The sequence below is a fragment of the Streptomyces sp. NPDC090045 genome, assembly GCF_044747975.1.
GTDB lineage: Bacteria > Actinomycetota > Actinomycetes > Streptomycetales > Streptomycetaceae > Streptomyces.
In genome coordinates this window covers 5,255-29,977 of the sequence record NZ_JBIVFA010000010.1, presented here as the reverse complement: position 1 = coordinate 29,977, position 24,723 = coordinate 5,255, and the positions used below count along the sequence as shown (strand labels likewise).

Genomic DNA, 24,723 nt, shown 5'->3' with positions numbered 1-24,723 from the left:
CGGCCCGGGGCCGCGATATTCGGCTTATCGGGGCGTAAACGGGTGATGAACGCCTGCTTCCATTCATCCGATAGCCTCTGCCGACGTGCCGCCGCCCCCCAGGCGCCCGTCCGGAATCCGTTACAAGGAGTGAGTTCGCCTGCCGACCGTCATCCTCACCGGCCTGCCGGTCCCCGGATCACCGCTCGCGGACGAGCTGCGCTCCCTCGGCTTCGAGGTCCGCCCCGCCACCGGTCCCGAGGACGCCGCCGCCGCACTGGCCGCCGTACCCGCCGACCAGCGGGTGGCCGTCGTGGACAGCGCCTTCGTCGGGCACGTGCACGCACTGCGCCTCGCGCTGACCGATCCGCGCTTCGACGCCTGCGCCGTGACCGGCGCCCTCGCCGTCCAGCCCGGAGCCCGCGACGCCCTCGACAAGGCCGCCGTCGCGACCGGAGCCGAAGCCGACGGCGCCGCCCCGTACGCGGACCGGCTCGCCGCCGCGGTCGAGGCCGCCGGAATCTCCGTCCAGCGCCCCGAGCTGGGCACCCTCGTCGCAGCGGTGCCCGCCGGTCCGGCGGAACGGGACGCGGCGACCGCCGCCGTCGCCGCCGTCGACGACGAGGCCGTGCGCCTGCGGACCGCCGTGAAGTCCCGCGACGGCTTCTTCACCACCTTCTTCATCAGCCCGTACTCGCGCTACGTCGCCCGCTGGTGCGCACGCCGCGGCTTCACCCCGAACCAGGTCACCACCGCCTCGCTGATCACCGCGCTGATCGCGGCCGGCTGCGCCGCCACCGGCGAGCGCTGGGGCTACGTGGCGGCCGGCGTGCTGCTCCTCGTCTCCTTCGTACTGGACTGCACCGACGGGCAGCTCGCCCGCTACTCGCTCCAGTACTCGACGATGGGCGCCTGGCTCGACGCCACCTTCGACCGCGCGAAGGAGTACTCCTTCTACGCGGGCCTCGCGCTCGGCGCCGCCAGGAACGGCGACGACGTCTGGGCCCTCGCGGTCGGCGCCATGATCCTCATGACCTGCCGGCACGTCGTGGACTTCTCCTTCAACGAGGCCAACCACGACGCCACCGCCAACACGAGCCCCACGGCGGCGCTCTCCGACAAGCTCGACAGCGTCGGCTGGACCGTGTGGGTCCGGCGGATGATCATCCTGCCGATCGGCGAGCGCTGGGCGATGATCGCGGTCCTGACCGCCCTCACCACCCCCCGCATCGTCTTCTACGCCCTGCTCGTCGGCTGCGCCTTCGGCGCCCTCTACACCACCGCCGGCCGGGTCCTGCGCTCGCTGACCCGCAAGGCCACCCGCACCGACCGCGCGGCCCAGGCCCTCGCGGACCTCGCCGACTCCGGGCCGCTCGCCGAGCTCCAGGCCCGCCTGCTGCGCGGCCGCGCCGGGTCCTTCGGGTCCGTGTACGTGGCGGCCCTGGGCGCGGCGCTGATGATCGGGGCGGCCCTGTGGCTGCCGTTCGGCGACCCGCGGCTGATCGCCGTCGCGGTGATCTACGTCATGGCGTCCGGGCTGGCCGTCGCCGCGCCGCTCAAGGGCGCCCTGGACTGGCTGATCCCCCCGCTGTTCCGGGCCGCCGAGTACGTCACGGTCCTCGTGCTGGCCGCCAAGGCGGACGTCCCCGGAGCCCTTCCGGCGGCATTCGGCCTGATCGCGGCGGTCGCCTACCATCACTACGACACGGTGTACCGCATCCGCGGCGGCACCGGCGCGCCCCCGCACTGGCTGGTGCGGACGATCGGCGGCCACGAAGGCCGGGTCCTGCTGCTCACGGTCCTGGCGGCCGTCCTCGCCTCGCGCGAAGCGGACTTCCCCGTCGCGCTCACGGTCACGGCCGTGTTCGTGGCACTCGTGGTGCTCGTCGAGAGCATCCGGTTCTGGGTCTCCTCCGGAGCACCCGCCGTACATGACGAAGGAGAACCAGCATGATCGGCCTTGTACTCGCTGCCGGTGCCGGACGCCGTCTGCGTCCCTACACCGACACCCTGCCCAAGGCGCTCGTGCCGGTCGGCCCCGAGGGTGACGAGGAGAGCCTCACGGTTCTCGACCTGACCCTCGGCAACTTCGCCGAGGTCGGCCTGACCGAGGTCGCCATCGTCGTCGGCTACCGCAAGGAAGCCGTGTACGCGCGCCGGGAGGCCCTGGAGGCCAAGTACGGCGTCAAGATCACGCTGATCGACAACGACAAGGCCGAGGAGTGGAACAACGCCTACTCCCTGTGGTGCGCGCGTGACGTCCTCAAGCAGGGCGTGATCCTCGCCAACGGCGACACCGTCCACCCGGTCTCCGTCGAGAAGACCCTGCTCGCCGCCCGCGGCAACGGCCAGAAGATCATCCTCGCGCTCGACACGGTCAAGAACCTGGCCGACGAGGAGATGAAGGTCGTCGCCGACGGCAAGGGCGTCCAGAAGATCACCAAGCTGATGGAGCCCTCCGACGCCACCGGCGAGTACATCGGCGTCACCCTCATCGAGCCCGAGGCCGCCGAGCAGCTCGCCCAGGCCCTGAAGACCACCTTCGAGCGCGACCCCGACCTCTACTACGAGGACGGCTACCAGCAGCTCGTCAACGACGGCTTCACCATCGACGTGGCCCCCATCGGCGACGTCAAGTGGGTCGAGATCGACAACCACGACGACCTTGCCAAGGGCCGGACGATCGCATGCCAGTACTGACGAGGCTCATCCCCTCGCCCGTCGTCGTCGACATCAGTCGCGGGGCGATGGACGATCTGGCCGGCCTCCTGGCCGACCAGCGGATCTCCGCCTCCGGCAAGCTGGCCATCGCGATCAGCGGGGGCTCCGGCGTGGCGCTGCGCGCCAAGCTGGAGCCCGTACTGCCGCACGCCGACTGGTACGCGGTCGTCGACGGCACCATCGACTCCGCGGTCAAGCTGGCCGACGACATAAAGGGCCGCCGCTACGACGCCGTCGTGGGCCTGGGCGGCGGCAAGATCATCGACGTGGCGAAGTACGCCGCGGCGCGGGTCGGCCTGCCCATGGTGGCCGTCGCCACCAACCTCTCGCACGACGGCATCTGCTCGCCGGTGTCCATCCTGGACAACGACAACGGCCGCGGTTCCTACGGCGTCCCGACCCCCATCGCCATGGTCATCGACCTCGATGTGATCAAGGACGCCCCGGTGCGGTTCATCCGCGCCGGCATCGGCGACGCGATCTCCAACATCTCGGCGATCGCCGACTGGGAGCTCTCGCACGAGATCACCGGCGAGCCCGTCGACGGCCTGGCCGCCGCCATGGCCCGTACCGCCGGCGAGTCCGTGCTGCGCCACCCCGGTGGCTGCGGCGACGACGAGTTCCTCACCGTGCTCTCCGAGGCGCTGGTGCTCTCCGGCATCGCCATGTCGATCAGCGGGGACTCCCGCCCGTCGTCCGGCGCCTGCCACGAGATCAGCCACGCCTTCGACCTGCTCTACCCGGGGCGCTCCGCGCTCCACGGCGAGCAGGTCGGCATCGGCGCCGCCTTCGCGATGCACCTGCGCGGGGCCGCCGAACTGTCCGGCCTCTTCACCGAGGTGCTGCGCCGGCACGGCCTGCCGGTGGCGCCCGAGGAGATCGGATTCAGCGTCGACGAGTTCGTCACGGCCGTCGAGTACGCCCCCCAGACCCGTCCGGGACGCTTCACGATCCTGGAGCACCTCAACCTGTCCGCCGCCGAGATCAGGGACGCTTACGCCGACTATGCCAAGACCATCCGTAGCTGAACTCCGGCCCGTCGTGCACCCGGCGGGCGTCAAGGACCGGGTCAGCGGCGAGCACTGGGGCGGGCGCCTCTACATGCGCGAGATCTCCCTGCGCATCACCCGCCTCCTGGTCACCACCAAGGTCACGCCGAACCAGCTGACCTACGTGATGACCCTCGCCGGTGTCCTCGCCCTTCCGGCCCTGCTGGTGCCCGGCATCCTGGGCGCCTTCCTCGGCGTGGTCGCGGTCCAGCTCTACCTGCTGCTCGACTGCGTCGACGGAGAGGTCGCGCGCTGGAAGAAGCAGTTCTCGCTCTCCGGGGTGTACCTCGACCGGGTCGGGGCCTACCTGTGCGACGCGGCCGTCCTCGTGGGATTCGGCCTGCGCGCCTCCGACCTGTGGGGCACCGGGCGGATCGACTGGCTCTGGGCCTTCCTGGGCACCCTCGCGGCGCTCGGCGCGATCCTGATCAAGGCCGAGACCGACCTGGTCGGCGTCGCCCGCCACCAGGCCGGCAAGCCGGTGGTCAAGGACGCGGCGGCCGAGCCGCGCTCGTCCGGCATGGCCCTCGCCCGCCGGGCCGCCGCCGCGCTCAAGTTCCACCGCCTGGTCCTCGGCATCGAGGCCTCGCTGCTCATCCTGGTGCTGTCCGTCCTGGACCAGATGCGCGGCGACCTGTACTGGTCCCGCGTCGGTGTGGCCGTCCTGGCCGGCATCGCGGTGCTGCAGACCGTGCTGCACCTGGTGTCGATCCTGGCCTCCAGCAGGCTCAAGTGACCGCCCCGATGCGGCTGGGCGCCGTGATCATCACCATGGGCAACCGGCCCGACGAGCTCAAGGCGCTCCTCGACTCGGTGGCCCGCCAGCAGGGCGACCCCGTCGAGGTGGTCGTCGTGGGCCAGGGCGTCGAGGTCACCAGCCTGCCCGAGGGTGTGCGCAGCATCACGCTGCCCGAGAACCTGGGCATCCCCGGCGGCCGCAACGTCGGCATCGAGGCCTTCGGCCCCGGCGGCCGTGACGTGGACGCGCTGCTCTTCCTGGACGACGACGGGCTGCTGGAGCGCACCGACACCGCCGAGCTGTGCCGGCAGGCCTTCACCGAGGACCCCGGACTGGGGATCATCAGCTTCCGCATCGCCGATCCCGACACCGGTGTGACCCAGCGCCGGCACGTGCCGCGGCTGCGCGCCTCGGACCCGATGCGCTCCTCCCGCGTGACCACCTTCCTGGGCGGCGCCAACGCCGTCCGCACGACGGTGTTCGAGCAGGTCGGGGCGTTGCCGGGGGAGTTCTTCTACGCCCACGAGGAGACCGACCTGGCCTGGCGGGCGCTCGACGCCGGGTGGCTGATCGACTACCGGGCGGACATGGTCCTGCTGCATCCGACCACTGCCCCCTCCCGGCACGCGGTCTACCACCGTATGGTGGCTCGTAACCGGGTGTGGCTCGCCCGCCGCAACCTGCCCGCTCCGCTGGTCCCGGTCTACTTGGGCGTCTGGCTCCTGCTGACGCTCGTACGCAGGCCCTCGGCACCGGCGCTCAAGGCCTGGTTCGGCGGATTCCGAGAGGGATGGACCACTCCCTGCGGACCCCGCCGCCCCATGAGATGGCGTACGGTCTGGCGGTTGACCCGGCTGGGCCGACCGCCTGTCATCTGACCAGCCCGCGTCTGGGAACATGACGCGATCACGGGCCTCGCGCCACCAGCCTGATGCCCACCTGGCCGCATCTTGAGGACGAAAGTTTCAACTTGTGAGTGACACAACCCACGACGGCGCCCTCGCCACGAGCAAGCCGCCGTCCGAAGACGCGGGGCTCAGCTCCGCGGAGCTCGCCAGGAAGTACGGCCTGTCCGTCAGCGGTGCCCGGCCCGGTCTGGGCGACTACGTGCGCCAGCTCTGGGGCCGGCGCCACTTCATCATGGCCTTCTCCCGGGCCAAGCTGGTCGCGCAGTACAGCCAGGCGAAGCTCGGCCAGGTCTGGCAGGTGGCGACCCCGCTGCTGAACGCCCTGGTCTACTGGCTGATCTTCGCGCTGATCCTCGAGGCGGACCGCGGCATGGAGCCGGGGGTCTACATCCCCTTCCTGGTGATCGGGATCTTCGTCTTCACCTTCACCCAGAGCTCGCTGATGGCGGGTGTCCGGGCGATCCCCGGGAACCTCGGCCTGGTCCGCGCGCTGCACTTCCCGCGCGCCTCCCTGCCGATCTCCTTCTCGATGCAGCAGCTCCAGCAGCTGCTGTACTCGATGATCGTCGTGCTCGTGATCGTCCTGTGCTTCGGGAACTACCCGAAGCCGTCCTGGCTGCTGGTCATCCCGGTGCTGGTGCTGCAGTTCGTCTTCAACACCGGCCTCGCCATGGTCTTCGCGCGGATGGGCTCCAAGACCCCCGACCTCGCGCAGCTGATGCCGTTCGTCACGCGGACGTGGATGTACGCCTCGGGCGTCATGTTCTCGATCAACACGATGCTCAAGGAGAGGCCCCAGTGGATCGCCGACGCGCTCCAGTGGAACCCGGCGGCCATCTACATGGACCTGATCCGCTTCGCCCTGATCGACGACTACGGCGCGGAGAACCTGCCGCCGCACGTCTGGGCGTTCGCGGTCGGCTGGGCCGTCCTGATCGGCCTCGGGGGATTCGTGTACTTCTGGAAGGCTGAGGAGCGTTACGGCCGTGGCTGAGAACTCCAAGGGGCGCGTCCCCACCGTCATCGCCGACGACGTCCACATCGTCTACCGGGTCAACACCGGCAGTTCCGGCAAGGGCAGCGCCACCGCGGCGCTGAGCAAGATAATCCGCCGGGGCAAGGGCGACGCCCCGGGCGTGCGCCGGGTCCACGCCGTGCGCGGGGTCTCCTTCACGGCGTACCGCGGCGAGGCGATCGGCCTGATCGGATCCAACGGCTCCGGCAAGTCGACCCTGCTGCGCGCCATCGCCGGGCTGCTGCCCTGCGAGGCCGGCAAGGTCTACACCGACGGCCAGCCCTCGCTGCTGGGTGTCAACGCGGCGCTGATGAACGACCTCACCGGGGAGCGCAACATCGTCCTCGGCGGTCTCGCGATGGGCATGAGCCGCGAGCAGATCAAGGAGCGCTACCAGGGCATCGTCGACTTCTCGGGCATCAACGAGAAGGGCGACTTCATCTCCCTGCCGATGCGCACCTACTCCTCCGGCATGGCGGCGCGACTGCGCTTCTCCATCGCGGCGGCCAAGGACCACGACGTCCTGATGATCGACGAGGCCCTGGCCACCGGTGACCGCAGCTTCCAGGTGCGTTCGGAGAACCGCATCCGCGAACTGCGGGAGAAGGCCGGCACGGTCTTCCTCGTCAGCCACAACAACAAGTCCATCCGCGACACCTGTGACCGGGTGCTCTGGCTGGAAAAGGGCGAGCTCCTGATGGACGGGCCCACCGAGGAGGTCGTCTCGGCCTACGAGAAGGCCTCCAACGGCTGACCTCCGGGTCGCGCGGCGCCCGTCGAGGCGCTCGTCCGCACTTCCCGAAGGCCCCCGCTGCCGTGCGTGGCGGGGGCCTTCGGCGTGCTTTCGCATTTCGCGGCGACATTCGACGCCGGAGCGAATACCCGAGAGGCCTCCGCGACGTTCTACAGCGTAAGCTGAAGCGGTCCTGAATCGCGGCAAGAGGGGACGATTCCCCGCAGGTGAACGGCCCTGGGGCAGCCCCGGGGAAACCCCCGGCGGCGTGTCCGAAATAGGATGTATTGGGTCGGCAGTGTAGAACGGGAGATGTGACGGCAATGGCTACGGGAATTCTCCGGCCCCCAGGCACGACGGCCGTCCCCGCCCCTGGCGGCGGGCGGTGACCGCGGCGCACGGCATCCGGCCCCTGTCCGACACGGTCCACGTGAGCGCCACCCTCGACAAGGCATCGGCGGAGAACTTCCCCGTCGCCCCCGCTTTCCTTCCGCGCGCCTGGCGCGACGGGTTGACGGCCGTCTACGGGTACGCCCGCCTCGTCGACGACATCGGCGACGGCGACCTCGCCCCCGGCGGGCGCGACGCCGTACTCCTCGGCCTCGACCCGGCCGCGACCGACGACCGGCTCGCGATGCTCGACGCCTTCGAGGCGGACCTGCTCCGGGTCTTCAACGGTTCCGGCGGCCCGGCCGGCCCCCCGAGGCACCCGTTGCTGCTCGCCCTGCAGCCCGTGGTCCGCGCCCACGGCCTCACCCCCGAGCCCTTCCTCGGGCTCATCGAGGCCAACCGCCAGGACCAGCGGGTCACGCGCTACGAGACCTACGGGGACCTGGTCGGCTACTGCGAGCTCTCCGCGAACCCGGTCGGGCGCCTCGTGCTCTCCCTCACCGGCACCAGCACCCCCGAACGCATCCGCCGCTCCGACGCCGTCTGCACCGCCCTGCAGATCGTCGAGCACATCCAGGACGTCGCCGAGGACCTCGGCAACGACCGGATCTACCTGCCCGCCGAGGACATGCGGCGTTTCCACGTGAGCGAGGCCGATCTTGCGGCCCCGTCCGCCGGCGCGTCCGTACGCGCCCTGGTCGCATTCGAAACTGAGCGCGCACGCGAGCTGCTGAATGAAGGCACCCCCCTCGTGGGTAGCGTGCACGGCAGACTCCGGCTGCTGCTCGCGGGCTTCGTGGGGGGAGGTCGCGCAGCCCTGCGAGCCGTCACGGCCGCCGGCTTCGACGTACTCCCCGGTCCGCCCAAGCCCACCAAGAGCGGCCTGCTCCGCGAGGTTGCCGCCGTCCTGCGCACAGCGCCGAGAAAGGGGTGAGCCCGACCGTGGAGGGCCCCACACACGCGTCCGCACCGGCTGCGATGTCCGCACCGGTTTCGGCCGCCTACAGCTACTGCGAGGCCGTCACCGGTTCACAGGCGCGCAATTTCGCGTACGGCATCCGGCTGCTGCCCACCGACAAGCGGCAGGCGATGTCCGCGCTGTACGCCTTCTCCCGGCGCGTCGACGACATCGGCGACGGCACGCTGCCGCCCGAGGCCAAGCTGGCCCGGCTGGAGGAGACCCGCGCCCTGCTCGGGCGGATCCTGGCCGAGGAGGTCGACGAGGACGACACCGACCCGGTCGCCGTCGCCCTCGCGCACGCCGCCCGCCGCTTCCCGATCCCGCTCGGCGGCCTCGACGAACTCATCGACGGCGTCCTGATGGACGTCCGCGGCGAGACCTACGAGACCTGGGACGACCTCAAGGTCTACTGCCGCTGCGTGGCCGGGGCCATCGGGCGGCTCTCGCTCGGCGTGTTCGGCACCACGGCGGGCGCGGCCGACTCCGGGCGCGCGTCCGAGTACGCCGACACCCTCGGCCTCGCCCTGCAACTCACCAACATCCTGCGCGACGTTCGCGAGGACGCGGGCAACGGACGCACCTACCTGCCCGCCGAGGACCTCGCCAAGTTCGGCTGCTCGGAAGGGTTCGGCAGCGACCGGATGTCCGCCGGCTCCGACTTCGCCGGACTCGTCCACCACGAAGTCCGGCGCGCCCGCGCCCTGTTCGCCGAGGGCTACCGGCTGCTGCCGATGCTCGACCGGCGCAGCGGCGCCTGCGTGGCCGCCATGGCCGGCATCTACCGCCGCCTCCTCGACCGGATCGAGCGGGAGCCGGAGGCGGTGCTGCGGGGCCGCGTCTCGCTGCCGCCGCACGAGAAGGCGTACGTCGCCGTCCGCGGCCTGTCCGGCCTCGACGCGCGCACCATCTCCCGCCAGAACACGCGGAGGCGGCCCTGATGCCCCCGACGACCCTGCCCCCGGGGACGCCCCCGTCCCCGGCACGCGCGGCCGCGGCGGCGCACCGGGCCGGCGCGACCGGTGCCCCGGTGACCGTCGCCGTCGCGGGGCACCGCGCCGCGCGGGCCGACCGCGCAAGTGCGCCCGCCGCCGCGCGCCGCTCGGGCGTGAACGATGCCCCGTTGACCGTCGCTGCCGCGGCGCACTGGGCCGTTTGGGCCGACCGTGCGGGTGCGCCCGCCGCCGCGCGCCGCTCGGGCGCGATCGGTGCCCCGGTGGCCGTCGCCGTCGCGGCGCACCGAGCCGTGCGGGCTGACGGCGCGGGTGTGCCCGTCAGCCCGCGCCGCTCGGGCGCGAACGACGCCCAGGTGAACTTCGCCGCCGCGGGGCGCCCGTGGTCGGCGGGTCGGGACGGCGGCCGGGCAACCGGCGCGGTGGCGGGTGCGTCTCTTACGGAGGACTCCGGACCCGCCGGGCGGGCCGCCGCACGCGGGGCGGCGCCGTCCGCCCAGGACCGACCGGCCGGCCCGGAGGGCGACCGCACCACGGGGGAGGGCGCATGACCGGCACGGACCAGCACGCCGTCGTCGTGGGCGGCGGCCTCGCCGGGGTCACCACCGCCCTCGAACTCGCCGACGCCGGGCTCCGCGTGACCCTGCTGGAGGGCCGCCCCCGGCTCGGCGGGCTCGCCTTCTCCTTCAAGCGCGGCGACCTCGACGTCGACAACGGCCAGCACGTCTACCTGCGCTGCTGCACCGCCTACCGGTGGTTCCTCGACCGCGTCGACGGCGCCGCCCTGGCCCCCCTGCAGGACCGGCTCGACGTACCCGTCCTCGACGTGGCCCACCCCGGCGGCCCGCGCCTGGGACGGCTGCGCCGCAGCGCCCTGCCCGTACCCCTGCACCTGGCCGGGTCGCTGGCCCGCTACCCGCACCTGTCCCTCGCCGAGCGCGCGAGCGTCGGCCGCGCCGCCCTCGCGCTGCGCCGCCTCGACCCCGCCGACCCGGCCCTGGACGGCCTGGACTTCGCGACCTGGCTCGGCCGCTACGGCCAGAGCCCGCGCGCCATCGAGGCCCTGTGGGACCTCGTCGGCATCGCCACCCTCAACGCCACCGCCGCCCAGTCCTCGCTGGGCCTGGCCGCCATGGTCTTCAAGACCGGCCTGCTCTCCGAGAACGGCGCCGCCGACATCGGCTGGGCCCACGTACCGCTGGGCGACCTGCACGACGGCCTCGCCCGCAAGGCCCTCGACGCCGCCGGCGTACGGACCGAGCTGCGCACCCGGGTCACGGGCATCTCCCGCAGCGCCGAGGGCGACTGGCGGATCGACACCGAGGAAGAGTCCCTCGACGCCGGGACCGTCGTGCTGGCCGTCCCGCAGCGCGAGGCACACGGACTGCTGCCGGCCGGCGCCCTCGCCGACCCCGACAAGCTCCTCGACATCGGCACCGCACCCATCCTCAACGTCCACGTCGTCTACGAGCGCAAGGTGCTCAAGCAGCCCTTCTTCGCCGCACTCGGCTCCCCGGTGCAGTGGGTCTTCGACCGCACCGAATCCTCCGGGCTCCCCGACGGCGGCCAGTACCTGGCGCTGTCCCAGTCCGCCGCCCAGGACGACATCGACGAACCGGTCTCGGTCCTGCGCGCCAAGTACCTGCCCGAGCTGGAGCGGCTGCTCCCCGCCGCGCGGGGCGCCAAGGTACGGGACTTCTTCGTCACCCGGGAGCGGACCGCCACCTTCGCCCCCACCCCCGGGGTCGGCCGGCTGCGCCCCGGGGCGCGCACCGACACGCCGGGGCTCTACCTGGCCGGTGCGTGGACTGCCACCGGTTGGCCCGCGACCATGGAGGGCGCCGTCCGGAGCGGAATGAGCGCGGCGCACGCCGCACTCGCCGCGCTCGGCCGCCACCGCGACCACCCTCTGCAGGAGGCGGCATGACGATCACCACGAGCACGACGAGCACGACGAGCACGACGAGCACGACGAGCACGACCAGCAACACCGGCACAGCACGTACAGGAACAAGAGGAGAGCCAGTGAACCCGGGGAATCCGGCCGTCGAGAACACGGATGCCAGTGTGGGCACGGCCGGAAGGGGCGTGGAGAAGGCGGACACGATCGCCCTCCTGGAGCGCGGCCGCACACTGTCGACCCCCGTGCTCCGCGCCGCCGTGGACCGGCTCGCCGCGCCCATGGACACCGTCGCCGCCTACCACTTCGGCTGGATCGACGCCCAGGGCAACCCGGCGGACGGTGACGGTGGCAAGGCCGTCCGCCCCGCCCTCGCACTGCTCTCCGCCGAAGCCGCGGGCGCCGCGCCCGAGGTCGGCATCCCCGGCGCCGTCGCCGTCGAGCTCGTGCACAACTTCTCGCTGCTGCACGACGACCTGATGGACGGCGACGAGCAGCGCCGCCACCGCGACACGGTGTGGAAGGTGCACGGACCGGCCCAGGCGATCCTGGTCGGCGACGCCCTCTTCGCCCTCGCCAACGAGATCCTGCTGGAGCTCGGCACCGTCGAGGCCGGCCGGGCGACCCGCCGGCTGACCACCGCCAGCCGCAAGCTCATCGACGGCCAGGCCCAGGACATCTCCTACGAGCACCGCGAGCGCGTCAGCGTCGAGGAGTGCCTGGAGATGGAGGGCAACAAGACCGGCGCGCTCCTCGCCTGCGCGGTCTCCATCGGCGCCGTGCTCGGCGGCGCGGACGACCGTACGGCCGACAAGCTGGAGGAGTACGGCTACCACCTGGGCCTCGCCTTCCAGGCCGTCGACGACCTGCTCGGCATCTGGGGCGACCCGGAGGCCACCGGCAAGCAGACCTGGAGCGACCTGCGCCAGCGCAAGAAGTCCCTGCCGGTGGTCGCCGCCCTCGCGGCCGGCGGACCCGCCTCCGAGCGGCTCGCCGAACTGCTCGCCGCGGACGCCAAGGCCAGCGACTTCGAGAACTTCTCGGAGGAGGAGTTCGCGGCCCGCGCGGCCCTCATCGAGGAGGCCGGGGGCCGCCAGTGGACCGCCGACGAGGCACGCCGCCAGCACGCCGTCGCGATCCGGGCCCTCGATGACGTGGACATGCCGCAGCGGGTGCGCGAACAGCTCGTGGACCTCGCCGACTTCGTCGTCGTGCGCAAGAGGTGACCGCCACCCGACAGCGGATATGAATCGCGAGTCGCCGGCCGGAGCCGCCATCTGAGAGTGGCGCGCACCGGCCGACGGCAGACCCCAGCACAGCACAGGACACTGTTCTAAGGGGAAGCCATGACAGCGACGACCGACGGCAGCGCCGAGGGCGCTGCCGCTGGCAGCGAATCAACCCCGGGCCTCCCGGCGGCTCCCGGCGTGGGGCACGCTCGCGGCCCGGCCGCCGAAGCGGGGCCCCCGGCCCCGGTCCCGCCCCGCCCGGCCCGGCCCGGCCCGCAGGCCGAGTACGGCGACGCTCCCGGCGCCGCCGGCCCGCGCGCCGAGTACGGCCCGCGCGCCACGCCCGGAGCGGACGGCGGCCGCGTGCACGTGAGCCCGCTCGGGGACCTGCCGGGCACGGCGCTGGCGCCGGGCACCGCACCGCCCGACTCCGGCCCGGAGACCGTCCCGCCCGGCGAGCCCGACGGCCGCGTGCGCGTGAGCGTGCTCGCGGACGTGCTCCCGGCACCGGACCGGGCGGGAGCGGACCGGGAGGGACTGGACCGGACGGCACCGCACCCGGCGGCACCGGACCGGGCCGCCGCGGACCTGCCCGGGCCGCCGGACGGCGCCCCGCCGGGCGTGTACGAGGCCACCGCGCGGGCGGCCCGGCACCTGCTGGAGCGTCAGGACGCCGAGGGCTGGTGGAAGGGCGACCTGGAGACCAACGTCACCATGGACGCGGAGGACCTGCTGCTGCGGCAGTTCCTCGGCATCCGGGACGAGGCCACCACCCGCGCCGCGGCCCTGTTCATCCGCGGCGAGCAGCGGGAGGACGGCACCTGGGCCACCTTCCACGGCGGCCCGTCCGAACTGTCCGCCACCATCGAGGCCTACGTGGCGCTGCGCCTCGCCGGGGACGCGCCGGACGCCCCGCACATGGCCCGCGCCTCGGCCTGGATCCGGGCCCACGGCGGGATCGCCGCCGCCCGCGTCTTCACCCGGATCTGGCTGGCGCTCTTCGGCTGGTGGAACTGGGACCACCTGCCCGAACTCCCGCCCGAGCTGGTGTTCCTGCCGTCCTGGGTGCCCCTGAACATCTACGACTTCGGCTGCTGGGCCCGCCAGACCATCGTCCCGCTCACCGTGGTCTCCGCACTGCGCCCGGTCCGCCCGGCCCCCTTCGCCCTCGACGAACTGCACGCCGACGCACGGGTGCCGAACCCCGCCAGGCGCCCCGCCCCGCCGACCAGCTGGGAGGGCGCCTTCCAGCGGATGGACAAGGCCCTGCACGTCTACCGGCGGTTCGCCCCGCGCCGGCTGCGCAAGGCCGCCATGGCCACCGCCGGCCGCTGGATCGTCGAGCGGCAGGAGAACGACGGCTGCTGGGGCGGGATCCAGCCGCCCGCCGTGTACTCCGTCATCGCCCTGCACCTGCTCGGCTACGACCTCCGGCACCCCGTGATGCGCGCCGGACTGGAATCCCTGGACCGCTTCGCGGTGTGGCGCGAGGACGGCGCCCGGATGATCGAGGCCTGCCAGTCCCCGGTGTGGGACACCTGCCTGGCCGCCATCGCCCTCGCCGACGCGGGCCTGCGCCCCGACCATCCGGCGCTGGTCAAGGCGGCCGACTGGATGCTGGGCGAGGAGATCACCCGCAGCGGGGACTGGGCGGTACGGCGGCCGGGGCTGGCCCCCGGCGGCTGGGCCTTCGAGTTCCACAACGACACCTACCCCGACATCGACGACACCGCCGAGGTCGTCCTCGCACTGCGCCGCATCCGGCACCCCGACCCGGCCCGCGTCGAGGGGGCCATCGCCCGCGGGGTGTCCTGGAACCTCGGCATGCAGTCGAAGGACGGCGGCTGGGGCGCCTTCGACGCCGACAACACCAGCCCCTTCCCGAACCGGCTGCCGTTCTGCGACTTCGGCGAGGTCATCGACCCGCCCTCGGCCGACGTCACCGCCCACGTCGTGGAGATGCTGGCCTTCGAGGGCCGGGCGGGCGACGCCCGGACCCGGCGCGGGATCGCCTGGCTGCTCGCCGAACAGGAGCCGAACGGCGCCTGGTTCGGCCGCTGGGGCACCAACTACGTCTACGGCACCGGGTCGGTGGTCCCGGCGCTCACCGCGGCCGGCATCGCCCCGGGACATCCCGCGATCCGCCGGGCCGTGCGCTGGCTGGAGACCGTACAGAACGAGGACGGCGGGTGGGGCGAGGACCAGCGCTCCTACAAGGACCCGTCCTGGGCCGGGAAGGGGGCCTCCACCGCCTCGCAGACCGCGTGGGCGCTGATGGCCCTCCTGTCGGCCGGCGAGCGGGACGGAAAGGCCGTCGAACGCGGCATCGGATACCTGATGGAGACGCAGCGGGAGGACGGCTCCTGGGACGAGCCGCACTTCACGGGCACCGGCTTCCCCTGGGACTTCTCCATCAACTACCACCTGTACCGGCAGGTGTTCCCGCTGACCGCGCTCGGCCGCTACCTGTACGGGGAGCCGTTCGCCCCGGGCGGGGGCCTCTGATGTCCGCCGCGCCGGAGCGGACCGAGGGGGACCGGGCCGGGAACCCCGGCCCGCTCCTGGTCGCCTGCGCCCTGCGCATCGAGCAGGCGGCGCTGCGCAGCGCCGGGCCCGGGACGGCCCGCGGCCCGGGCGGGGGCCACTCCCTGCTGCGCACCGGAATGGGCCCGCGCGCGGCCGAGCGGGCCGTCGCCCGGGCACTGGACCAGCCCGGGATGGACCGGGCCGCCGTCCTCGCCACCGGGTTCTGCGCCGGACTGGTCCCCGGCATGCACCCCGGCGACCTGGTCGTCGCCGAGGAGACCCGGGACCCGCAGGGGGCCGTCACCTGCACCGGCACCGCCCTGCTCGCCGAGGCACTGGCCCGGGCCGCACCGGGCCGGACCGTGCACACCGGCGCACTGACCGGATCCGACCACGTCGTCCGCGGCCAGGAGCGCGCGCAGCTGCGCGCCACCGGCGCCATCGCGGTCGACATGGAGTCCGCGGCCACCCTGTGGACCGCCACCCGCGGCGGGCCTACACCGGGCGGCGGCCGCCCGGTTGCGGCCGTCCGGGTGATCGTGGACGCTCCGGAGCATGAGCTCGTCCGTATCGGCACGGTTCGCGGGGGAATATCGGCCTTCCGCGTTCTGCGTGCCGTACTGCCCGCGTTTTACGAATGGCACCGTTCTTTGCTGCTCCCCAGGAGGTGAGCCAGATGGCCATGCCGCTGCGCCAGTCCATCAGGGTCGGGACCTATCTTCTCGAACAGAAGCTCCGCAAGCGTGAGAAGTTCCCGCTGATCGTCGAGCTGGAGCCGCTCTACGCCTGCAACCTGGCCTGTGAGGGCTGCGGAAAGATCCAGCATCCGGCCGGGGTCCTCAAGCAGCGCATGCCGGTCGCCCAGGCGGTCGGCGCCGTGCTGGAGTCCGGCGCGCCGATGGTGTCCATCGCGGGCGGCGAGCCCTTGATGCACCCGCAGATCCACGAGATCGTCCGGCAGTTGGTGGCGAGGCGGAAGTACGTCTTCCTCTGCACCAATGCGATGCTCCTGCGCAAAAAGATCGAGAAGTTCACGCCTTCTCCCTATTTCGCCTTCGCCGTGCACATCGACGGCCTGCGCGAGCGCCACGACGAGTCCGTGGCCAAGGAAGGCGTCTTCGACGAGGCGGTCGCGGCCATCAAGGAGGCGAAGAAGCGCGGGTTCCGGGTGACCACCAACTCCACCTTCTTCAACACGGACACCCCGCAGACCATCATCGAGGTGCTCAACTACCTCAATGACGACCTGCAGGTCGACGAGATGATGATCTCGCCCGCCTACGCCTACGAAAAGGCCCCCGACCAGGAACACTTCCTCGGCGTCGAACAGACGAGGGAACTCTTCAGGAAGGCCTTCGCGGGCGGCAACCGGCGGCGCTGGCGGCTCAACCACTCGCCGCTCTTCCTGGACTTCCTGGAAGGGAAAGCCGATTTCCCCTGCACGGCCTGGGCCATTCCGAATTACTCCCTCTTCGGCTGGCAGCGCCCCTGCTATCTGATGAGCGACGGCTACGTACCGACGTACCGGGAACTGATCAACGACACCGACTGGAGCAAGTACGGCCGCGGAAAGGACCCGCGCTGCGCGAACTGCATGGCGCACTGCGGCTACGAGCCCACCGCCGTCCTCGCCACCATGGGCTCGCTCAAGGAATCACTGCGGGCGGCCCGGGAGACGATCGGCGGCAACCGGGGCGCGTCGGCATGACCCCGGCGGAGGAAGGAGCGGGCGCCCGGGGCAAGGGCTTCGACCTCGGCGCCCTGCTCGCCGCGCGCGGAGGGGAGCGGTACGAGCTGCACGCCCGGCACCTCAACCACCAACTGCCCCGGATGCTGCACACCATCGGCTTCGACAAGGTCTACGAGCGGGCCGAGGGCGCCCACTTCTGGGACGCCGAGGGCAACGAATACCTGGACATGCTGGCCGGCTTCGGGGTGATGGGCCTGGGCCGCCACCACCCGGTCGTCCGCCGGGCCCTGCACGACGTCCTGGACGCGCAGCTCGCCGACCTCACCCGCTTCGACTGCCAGCCGCTGCCCGGGCTGCTGGCCGAGAAGCTGCTCTCCTACAGCCCGCACCTGGACCGGGTCTTCTTCGGCAACAGCGGCACCGAGGCGGTGGAGACGGCCCTGAAGTTCGCCCGGTTCGCCACCGGGCGGCCCAGGATCCTCTACTGCGACCACGCCTTCCACGGCCTGACCACGGGCTCGCTGTCGGTGAACGGGGAGGGCGGGTTCCGCGAGGGCTTCGCCCCCCTCCTCCCCGACACGAAGATCGCCCTGGGCGACCTGGGCGCCCTGGAGCGGGAGCTGCGCAAGGGCGACGTCGCCGCGTTCGTGGTCGAGCCGATCCAGGGCAAGGGCGTCCTGGAGGCCCCGCCCGGGTTCCTGCTCGCCGCGCAGGAACTGCTGCACCGGCACAAGGCGCTGCTGATCGCGGACGAGGTGCAGACCGGCCTCGGACGTACCGGGGACTTCTACGCGTACCAGCACGAGCCGGGCGTGGAACCGGACCTGGTGTGCGTGGCCAAGGCGCTGTCGGGCGGCTACGTGCCGGTCGGGGCGACCCTGGGCAAGGACTGGATCTTCAAGAAGGTCTACTCGTCCATGGACCGGGTGCTCGTGCACTCCGCGAGCTTCGGGTCCAACGCGCAGGCGATGGCGGCCGGGCTGGCGGTGCTGTCGGTCATGGAGGACGAGGAGCTCGTCGCGCACGCCCGGGCCACGGGTGACCTGCTGCGCGGGCGGCTCGCGGCCATGGTGGACGAGTACGAGCTGCTGCACGAGGTGCGGGGGCGCGGGCTGATGATCGGCATCGAGTTCGGCCGGCCGTCCTCGCTGGGGCTGCGCAGCCGGTGGACGATGCTGCAGGCGGCCCGCAAGGGGCTCTTCGCCCAGATGGTCGTGGTGCCGCTGCTCCAGAAGCACCGGATCCTCACCCAGGTCTCCGGGGACCACCTGGAGGTCATCAAGCTCATCCCGCCGCTGGTCGTGGACGAGCGGGACGTCGACCGGTTCGTCGGCGCCTTCCGCGCGGTCATGGACGAGGCGCACGGCGGGTCCGGGCTGATGTGGGACTTCGGCAGGACGCTGGTGAAGCAGGCCGTCGCCCAGCGCTGACGGCCCGCTCCGGGCGGTCTAATCCAGCAGGCGGTCGCGCAGCCGGCCGAGGGTCTCGGGCTTCAGCCCGAGGCCCTCCGCCAGGTAGGGGTCCACCCCGCCCCAGGTCTCGTCGATGGTCTCGAACGCGGCGACCAGGTACTCGGCGCGGGCGTCGAACAGCGGCGCGAGCAGCTCCATCACCTCGGGGGAGCGGGCCTCCTCGGACCCGCTGCTGCGGCGCACCCGGTAGCGGCGGTGCGGGGCGTTCGACTCCAGGTAGTCCGCCACGATCGCCTCGCGCTCGACGCCCAGCGCGAGCAGGGTCACGGCGATCGACAGGCCGGCCCGGTCCTTGCCGGCCGCGCAGTGCAGGAGGGCGGGGACGCTGTCCTCGGCGAGGGCGTGCACGACCCGGCTGTGCTCGGCGGTGCGCTGCTCGATGATCCTGCGGTACGAGTTCGTCATCCGGGCCGCGGCCTTGCCGTCGCCCAGGATCGCGCGCAGCTGGTCGAGGTCGCCGTCGCGCACCAGCCGCCAGAACTCCCGGCCGTCGGCCGGATCCGAGAGCGGGATGTTCACGTTCCGTACGCCCGGCAGTTCCACGTCCGGTCCCTCCAGCGCGTGGTCGGCGCCGTTGCGGAAGTCGAAGACGGTGTGGAGGCCGAGCGAGGCGAGGAACTCTGCATCGGTTTCGGTGGCATGTGCGAGATGTCCGCTTCGGAAGAGTCGTCCCGTCCTGACCCTTCGTCCATCAGAAGTCGGCAATCCGCCCACATCGCGGAAATTGCGCACTCCGGTCAGCTCCGGCTCCTGTATCTGCTGGGTCACGTGAGCTCCTCCGCTTCATGGTGGGACATCTGTCCGAATTAAGCTGTTTGGCGCCAACTTGCCATATCCGGAGGCGAGATCGGGCACGTCCCCGTGAGCCAGATCATACGGTGACCGTGAGTGCCTGATCGCGAATGGCGAATGGCCCCGTCGGAGCGGTTGTTGACGGCGGGTAATGGACGGAGGGTGACCGGAATTCCTCCGATTCCCCATCCCTGGGATTCCGTCAGGAAATTCACGGCTTGTTCCCTGCTGGCGCAAGGGATTACCTTCGCGATCGATCCGGGTGGATCGCCGAATCCTGCCGCCGCCCGGAAACCGCACTCGACCATTCGTGCGGCAGGAGCGGGGGAACCAGGTAAGCCGCTGTTCCGGAGATCTTTTTCGCCGGGACGGCTCGGGGTGAAGACGTACATGCGCCGTTCAGGTACGTCCGGACATCTCCAGTCCGAACCCGACAGCTCACCTCGCAGGCGCCGGAGAGGAATTCGCCATGCCTGCAAAGGGTAAGCACCGCCGTCCCAAGTCCCTTTCGATATCGCGCGGTTTCGCCGTCGCAGGCACCGGTGGCGCGGCCCTCGCACTGCCGCTGATCGGCGCCGCGGGCGCCCAGGCGGTCGGCGCCCCCGCCGCGGCGACCGCGGTGGCCCCCGTCGTGGCCCCGCAGCTCCCCGCCGCGCTGCAGGCCGCGCCCGCCGCCGCCGTGCAGAGCGCGCCGAGCGTCTACACGGTCGTGCCGGGCGACTGCCTCTCCATGATCGCCGCCGAGCGCCATCTGTCCGGCGGCTGGGAGCAGCTGTACGCCGACAACCGCGAGGCGGTCGGCGCCAACCCGTCGCTGATCCACCCCGGCCTGAAGCTGAACCTCGGCGGTGCGGCCGAGGCGGCTCCGGTGGAATCCGCTCCCGAGGCCGAGTACGCCCCCGAGGCCGCTCCGGAGTCCGCCCCCGAGACGGCGCCGAAGGCAGCCCCGAAGTCCGCCCCCAAGGCGGCCCCGAAGCCGGCCGCGAAGGCCCCCGCGCAGCAGGACTCGGCCGCCGAGGCCCCTGCCGGGCAGCAGTCGGCCGCCGGCTTCGTCGCCCCGCTCGGCGGCGGCGTCTCCACCGCGTACAAGGTCGCGGGCAGCATGTGGTCCTCCGGCTACCACACCGGCGTCGACTTCATCGCGAGCTCCGGCACCACCGTCAAGGCCGTCGGCGCGGGCACCGTGGTCTCCGCCGGCTGGAGCGGCGCGTACGGCAACGAGGTCATCGTCCAGCACGCGGACGGCAAGTACTCCCAGTACGCCCACCTGTCCCAGCTGTCCGTCTCCTCCGGCCAGAGCGTCACCGCCGGCCAGACCCTCGGCCTCTCCGGCTCCACGGGCAACTCCACCGGCCCGCACCTCCACTTCGAGATCCGCACGGGCCCCTCGTACGGCTCCGACATCGACCCGCTGGCCTACCTCCGCTCCAAGGGTGTGACCATCTGACGGCACCCGCCGTCGGAGCACGGACACGCGTGAGGCCGGGACCCGAGGGGGGTCCCGGCCTCACGTGTACTTATTCCTTATCCCCCACGTGGTAGAGATCACGGTCCGTCAACCCCTCATTACGTTGGCGTAGGTTGGTTACGGGAGTGAAGTATGGGTTCTCGTGGCAGCGACGACGACGAAACTCAAGACCATCGGCTCGTACGCGGCGATCGGGGACAGCTTCACCGAGGGCGTGGGGGACCCGGGACCCGGGGATTCTTTTCTCGGCTGGGCGGACCGGCTCGCCGTGCTCCTGGCCGATCAGCGTGACGAGCACGACTTCCGTTATGCGAATCTGGCGGTGCGCGGAAAGCTCCTCGACCAGATCGTGGCCGACCAGCTTCCGAGAGCCAAGGCCCTCGCGCCGGACCTGGTCAGCTTCTGCGCGGGCGGCAACGACATCATCCGGCCCGGCAGCGACCCGGACGACGTGGCGGAGCGGTTCGAGGCGGCCGTGGCCGACCTCGCCGGCGCGGTCGGCCAGGTCATGATCACGACCGGCTTCGACACCCGGGGCGTACCGGTCCTCAAGCACCTCCGGGGCAAGGTGGCGACGTACAGCGCGCACGTGCGCGCCATCGCCGACCGCTACGACTGCCCGGTGCTCGACCTCTGGTCGCTGAAGTCCGTACAGGACCGGCGGGCGTGGGACGCGGACCGGCTGCACCTCTCGCCCGAGGGGCACACGCGGGTGGCGCTGCGGGCGGCGCAGGTGCTCGGGCTGGACGTGCCCACCGACCCCGACCAGCCGTGGCCGCCGCAGCGGCCGCGCGGCTCGGTGGACGTGACCCGCGACAACATCCAGTGGGCGCGCGACCACCTCGTGCCGTGGATCGGCCGGCGGCTGCGCGGGGAGTCCTCCGGGGACCACGTCGAGGCGAAGCGGCCCGACCTGCTGCCGCTGTAGGCGGAAGGGGACGGGGGCGCCAAGCGGAATCCTTCGGGGCCGGTGTGCGTTGGGATGGTGGTAGAGAGACGACCACCCCTTACTCCATCCTCCCTGGAGGCGCTTTGACCGGCTCCCGTCCCCTGCGTCCCCGGCTGCGCGCCCTGCGGCCCGAAGCCTTCGGCGCGGACCCGTCCGGTGCCCGGCTGGAGCGCATCCGCCGCTCGCCGAACTTCGCCGACGGCGTCTTCCAGAACCCGGTCGGGGCCCGGAACAGGCCCTCGGGGTCGATGGCGGAGTTCGCCAAGATCTACTTCCACCGGGAGCAGCGGGTGCGGCGCAGTCCCGCCGCACCCATTCCCGTGTACCCGACGACCCTGGCGGAGCTGGCGAAGCCGCCCGCGAGCGGTCTGCGGCTGACCTGGATGGGCCACTCCAGCGTGCTCGCGGAGATCGACGGCCGCCGCGTGCTGTTCGACCCGGTGTGGGGCGACCGGTGCTCCCCCTTCCCCTTCGCCGGCCCCAAGCGGCTGCACCCGGTGCCGGTCCCGCTAACCTCCCTGGGCGAGGTCGACGTCGTGGTCATCTCCCACGACCACTACGACCACCTCGACCTGCCCACCATCAAGGCCCTGGCCGGTACGGACACGGTCTTCGCCGTCCCGCTGGGCGTGGGCGCGCACCTGGAGCGCTGGGGCGTGTCCGCCGACCGGCTGCGCGAGCTGGACTGGAACGAGAGCACCAAGATCGCCGGACTCTCCCTGACGGCCACCCCCGCCCGGCACTTCTGCGGACGCGGCCTGCGCAACCAGCAGCACACCCTGTGGGCCTCCTGGGTCGTCGCGGGCGACGAGCACCGGATCTACCACAGCGGGGACACCGGCTACTTCCCCGGCTTCAAGGAGATCGGCGCCGAGCACGGGCCCTTCGACGCCACGATGATCCAGATCGGGGCGTACTCGGAGTACTGGCCCGACATCCACATGACCCCCGAGGAAGGCATGCGCGCCCACCTCGACCTGCAGGGCGGCACCGCGCACGGCACGATGCTGCCGATCCACTGGGGCACCTTCAACCTGGCCCTGCACCCGTGGGACGAGCCGGGCGAGGGCACCCTGACCGCCGCCGAGGGCGCCGGGGCGGCCATCGCGCTGCCGATCCCGGGCCAGCCGTTCGAGCCGGGGTCCGGCGAGGGTCCGGCCGCGCCCTGGTGGCGGCCGTTCGTCGCGGGCGGCGCGGCCGTCGCCCCGGTCGCCACCCCGGCCCCCGTCACCGCGGAGCGGCCGCAGGCCGAGAGCCGCGAGGAACCCGAGGCCGTCGGGTCCTGACGGACCGCCGGGCGCATTTCGGGCGGTTGTACGAGCGCTCCACCGGGAGCGGGAAGCACCCCCTCGAAGTTCCCCAACTGGCGTTACGGGGTGGGACGGCGGGGTCTAGCGTGGGTATCCGGTGATCAACACCGGGCCCCGGGAACGCTGGGGGCCGGGCCCCACGTACCGAGGACGCCGATGTCCGGACCCCGCGCACCCCGCCATGCCCCGTCGAGACACGCCGTCACCGGTCCCGGCCGGCAGCTGCGCCCCCAGCTGGTGCGCGCGGCCGTCCTGCCCACGCTCGCCGCCGCGCTCAGCGGCGCCGCCGCGGTGATCTTCACCCTCCAGCTCGGCGGCGGTGCGGGCGACCGCGACGGCCGGCTGTGGCCGGTGCTCACCGGCTGCGCCCTGCTCGTGGTCGGCGCCCTCGCCGCCGCCCTGCTCGGGGCCCAGCGCGCCGCCAAGACCGTACGGGACCGGTGCGAGGCGCTGCGCCGCTCCAGCGTGCGCGGCCGCCAGGAGCTGCGCGCCGCAGCCGACCGGCTGGAACGGGGCGAGACCCCGCCCCGCCTGGTACGGGGCGGCCCGGCGCCCGGCGGCGACCCGGCCGGGGTGGACGAGTTCTGGCTGCTCTCCCAGGAGCTGCGCGGCGCCCGCGAACAGGCGCACGCCACCCTCGTACGGCTGGCCGGCCCGGTCACCCCCTCCGACAGCGAGCGCAAGGTCGAGGTCTTCGTCAACCTCGCGCGTCGCCTGCAGTCCCTGGTGCACCGGGAGATCGCGCTCCTCGACGACCTCGAGGACACGGTCGAGGATCCGGACCTGCTCAAGGAGCTCTTCCACGTCGACCACCTCGCCACCCGGATCCGCCGGCACGCCGAGAACCTCGCCGTGCTGGGCGGGGCCGCCTCCCGCCGCCAGTGGACCCGGCCGATCGAGCTGAGCGAGGTCCTCCGCTCCTCGGTCGCGGAGGTCGAGCAGTACACCCGGGTCAAGGTCGTGCCCCCGGCCGGCGGCAGCGTCCGCGGGCACGCCGTCGCCGACGTGGTGCACCTGCTGGCCGAACTGGTCGAGAACGCCACGGTCTTCTCCGCCCCCGACACCGACGTGGTGCTGCGCGCCGAGCGGGTCACCGCGGGGATCGCGGTCGAGGTGGAGGACCGGGGTCTGGGCATGCCGGTGGAGGAACAGCACCGGATGAACGCCCTGCTCGGCGACCCCGACCAGATCAGCGTCCGGCACCTGCTGGCGGACGGGCGGATCGGGCTGTTCGTCGTCTCGGCGCTGGCCCGCAGGCACGGGATCGCCGTCGAGCTCAAGTCCAACATCTACGGTGGCGTGCTCGCCGTGCTCGTGCTGCCGCAGGAGCTGCTGGGAGCGGAGGCGCCGAGCGCCGCCGACGCGGCGGGTGGCTCCCGGTCCACCTCGTGGGGCACGGGCGAGGCCCCCTCGATCCCCCACCTGGAACCGGTCCCCGTACCGGCGCCCTGGCAGCCGCCCCCACAACGCGGCCCCGCCCAGTCGGGCCCTCTCCCCCCGACCGCCACCCCGTCGAGCCCTGCCCCGGCGGGCGCCACCCCGTTAGGTCCCGTCCGGTTGGGCGCCCCTCCGTCGGGCCCCGCCTCGTCGGGCCCTGCGTCGTCGGGCCCTGCCCGGTTGGGCGCCGCCCCGTCGGGCCCTGCTCCGTTGGGCGCCGACCCTGCGGGCCCCGCCTCGTCGGGTGCCACCCCGTTAGGTCCCGTTCGGTTGGGCGCCACTCCGTCGGGCCCCGCCTCGTCGGGCCCTGCTCCGTCGGGCGGCGGCCCTGCGGGCTCCGCTCCGTTGGGTGCCGCCCTGTCGGGCCCTGCCTCGTCGGGCCCTGCCCGGTTGGGTGCCACTTCGTCGAGCCCTGCCTCGTCGGGCCCTGCCCGGTTGGGTGCCACTTCGTCGAGCCCTGCCTCGTCGGGCCCTGCCCGGTTGGGTGCCACTTCGTCGAGCCCTG

The 24,723-nt window shown here is 72.5% G+C and carries 22 protein-coding genes and 1 riboswitch; of the genes, 20 read left to right on the top strand and 2 right to left on the bottom strand.

The window, feature by feature from the left end; translation table 11 throughout:
* Positions 1–178 precede the first annotated feature (178 nt).
* Positions 179–322 carry a hypothetical protein gene (locus tag ACIPYQ_RS25115; RefSeq protein WP_351287205.1) on the bottom strand — a complete coding sequence of 48 codons (144 nt, stop codon included), beginning with the start codon at positions 320–322 and terminating at the stop codon, positions 179–181.
* Between ACIPYQ_RS25115 and ACIPYQ_RS25110 the strand changes: the two genes are divergently transcribed.
* The 16 genes from ACIPYQ_RS25110 to ACIPYQ_RS25035 all read left to right on the top strand — a co-directional run bounded on the left by ACIPYQ_RS25110 (position 317) and on the right by ACIPYQ_RS25035 (position 18,220).
* The gene (locus tag ACIPYQ_RS25110; RefSeq protein ID WP_401255126.1) at positions 317–1,933 is read left to right on the top strand and encodes a DUF5941 domain-containing protein; all 1,617 of its coding nucleotides are present in this window, start codon (positions 317–319) and stop codon (positions 1,931–1,933) included. The genes ACIPYQ_RS25115 and ACIPYQ_RS25110 overlap by 6 nt on opposite strands.
* A complete protein-coding gene (locus tag ACIPYQ_RS25105; RefSeq protein ID WP_401255123.1) occupies positions 1,930–2,679 on the top strand; it encodes a sugar phosphate nucleotidyltransferase in 750 nt (249 codons plus the stop codon). Before ACIPYQ_RS25110 ends, ACIPYQ_RS25105 begins: the two co-directional genes overlap by 4 nt.
* Positions 2,667–3,728: an iron-containing alcohol dehydrogenase family protein gene (locus tag ACIPYQ_RS25100; RefSeq protein WP_361751912.1), complete on the top strand. Its 1,062-nt coding sequence runs from the start codon at positions 2,667–2,669 to the stop codon at positions 3,726–3,728. The genes ACIPYQ_RS25105 and ACIPYQ_RS25100 overlap by 13 nt, the downstream gene beginning before the upstream one ends.
* A complete protein-coding gene (locus tag ACIPYQ_RS25095; protein ID WP_361751914.1) occupies positions 3,706–4,485 on the top strand; it encodes a CDP-alcohol phosphatidyltransferase family protein in 780 nt (259 codons plus the stop codon). The genes ACIPYQ_RS25100 and ACIPYQ_RS25095 overlap by 23 nt, the downstream gene beginning before the upstream one ends.
* Positions 4,486–4,493: 8 nt before the next feature.
* On the top strand, positions 4,494–5,366 hold the full coding sequence (locus tag ACIPYQ_RS25090; RefSeq protein ID WP_401255760.1) for a glycosyltransferase family 2 protein: 873 nt from the start codon (positions 4,494–4,496) through the stop codon (positions 5,364–5,366).
* Positions 5,367–5,460: 94 nt separating this feature from the next.
* Complete coding sequence (locus ACIPYQ_RS25085; RefSeq protein WP_401255119.1) at positions 5,461–6,390, top strand: ABC transporter permease; 930 nt, start codon at positions 5,461–5,463, stop codon at positions 6,388–6,390.
* A complete protein-coding gene (locus tag ACIPYQ_RS25080; RefSeq protein ID WP_030712860.1) occupies positions 6,383–7,165 on the top strand; it encodes an ABC transporter ATP-binding protein in 783 nt (260 codons plus the stop codon). The genes ACIPYQ_RS25085 and ACIPYQ_RS25080 overlap by 8 nt, the downstream gene beginning before the upstream one ends.
* Before the next feature lie 364 nt (positions 7,166–7,529).
* The gene (hpnC, locus tag ACIPYQ_RS25075; protein ID WP_401255112.1) at positions 7,530–8,468 is read left to right on the top strand and encodes a squalene synthase HpnC; all 939 of its coding nucleotides are present in this window, start codon (positions 7,530–7,532) and stop codon (positions 8,466–8,468) included.
* A gap of 44 nt (positions 8,469–8,512) precedes the next feature.
* On the top strand, positions 8,513–9,433 hold the full coding sequence (gene hpnD, locus ACIPYQ_RS25070) for a presqualene diphosphate synthase HpnD (protein WP_361751922.1): 921 nt from the start codon (positions 8,513–8,515) through the stop codon (positions 9,431–9,433).
* Entirely contained in the window at positions 9,433–9,996 is a 564-nt protein-coding gene (locus ACIPYQ_RS25065; protein ID WP_401255108.1) for a hypothetical protein, read from the top strand. The genes hpnD and ACIPYQ_RS25065 overlap by 1 nt, the downstream gene beginning before the upstream one ends.
* On the top strand, positions 9,993–11,372 hold the full coding sequence (gene hpnE / locus ACIPYQ_RS25060) for a hydroxysqualene dehydroxylase HpnE (RefSeq protein ID WP_401255105.1): 1,380 nt from the start codon (positions 9,993–9,995) through the stop codon (positions 11,370–11,372). The genes ACIPYQ_RS25065 and hpnE overlap by 4 nt, the downstream gene beginning before the upstream one ends.
* 98 nt (positions 11,373–11,470) lie before the next feature.
* The gene (locus ACIPYQ_RS25055) at positions 11,471–12,571 is read left to right on the top strand and encodes a polyprenyl synthetase family protein (protein WP_401255102.1); all 1,101 of its coding nucleotides are present in this window, start codon (positions 11,471–11,473) and stop codon (positions 12,569–12,571) included.
* A 120-nt stretch (positions 12,572–12,691) separates the two neighbouring features.
* Entirely contained in the window at positions 12,692–15,079 is a 2,388-nt protein-coding gene (gene shc / locus ACIPYQ_RS25050) for a squalene--hopene cyclase (RefSeq protein ID WP_401255099.1), read from the top strand.
* On the top strand, positions 15,079–15,771 hold the full coding sequence (locus ACIPYQ_RS25045) for a 1-hydroxy-2-methyl-2-butenyl 4-diphosphate reductase (RefSeq protein ID WP_401255096.1): 693 nt from the start codon (positions 15,079–15,081) through the stop codon (positions 15,769–15,771). The genes shc and ACIPYQ_RS25045 overlap by 1 nt, the downstream gene beginning before the upstream one ends.
* A gap of 5 nt (positions 15,772–15,776) precedes the next feature.
* Positions 15,777–16,808 carry an adenosyl-hopene transferase HpnH gene (gene hpnH, locus ACIPYQ_RS25040; RefSeq protein ID WP_361751932.1) on the top strand — a complete coding sequence of 344 codons (1,032 nt, stop codon included), beginning with the start codon at positions 15,777–15,779 and terminating at the stop codon, positions 16,806–16,808.
* Positions 16,805–18,220, top strand: a complete 1,416-nt coding sequence (locus tag ACIPYQ_RS25035) for an aspartate aminotransferase family protein (protein WP_401255092.1) — start codon at positions 16,805–16,807, stop codon at positions 18,218–18,220. The genes hpnH and ACIPYQ_RS25035 overlap by 4 nt, the downstream gene beginning before the upstream one ends.
* Positions 18,221–18,238: 18 nt before the next feature.
* Here ACIPYQ_RS25035 and ACIPYQ_RS25030 read toward each other — a convergent pair whose 3' ends face one another.
* On the bottom strand, positions 18,239–19,030 hold the full coding sequence (locus ACIPYQ_RS25030; RefSeq protein ID WP_401255089.1) for a tyrosine-protein phosphatase: 792 nt from the start codon (positions 19,028–19,030) through the stop codon (positions 18,239–18,241).
* A gap of 282 nt (positions 19,031–19,312) precedes the next feature.
* Positions 19,313–19,519, top strand: a riboswitch (cyclic di-AMP (ydaO/yuaA leader).
* Positions 19,520–19,523: 4 nt separating this feature from the next.
* Here ACIPYQ_RS25030 and ACIPYQ_RS25025 point away from each other — a divergent pair.
* The 4 genes from ACIPYQ_RS25025 to ACIPYQ_RS25010 all read left to right on the top strand — a co-directional run.
* Complete coding sequence (locus ACIPYQ_RS25025; RefSeq protein WP_401255086.1) at positions 19,524–20,501, top strand: LysM peptidoglycan-binding domain-containing M23 family metallopeptidase; 978 nt, start codon at positions 19,524–19,526, stop codon at positions 20,499–20,501.
* A gap of 163 nt (positions 20,502–20,664) precedes the next feature.
* Positions 20,665–21,450, top strand: coding sequence for an SGNH/GDSL hydrolase family protein (locus tag ACIPYQ_RS25020; protein ID WP_361751940.1), 786 nt, complete (start codon positions 20,665–20,667; stop codon positions 21,448–21,450).
* 104 nt (positions 21,451–21,554) lie between these two features.
* The gene (locus tag ACIPYQ_RS25015) at positions 21,555–22,757 is read left to right on the top strand and encodes an MBL fold metallo-hydrolase (protein WP_401255082.1); all 1,203 of its coding nucleotides are present in this window, start codon (positions 21,555–21,557) and stop codon (positions 22,755–22,757) included.
* A gap of 180 nt (positions 22,758–22,937) precedes the next feature.
* Positions 22,938–24,723, top strand: a 1,786-nt coding sequence (locus tag ACIPYQ_RS25010) for an ATP-binding protein (protein WP_401255079.1), incomplete at its 3' end; no start/stop codon positions are given.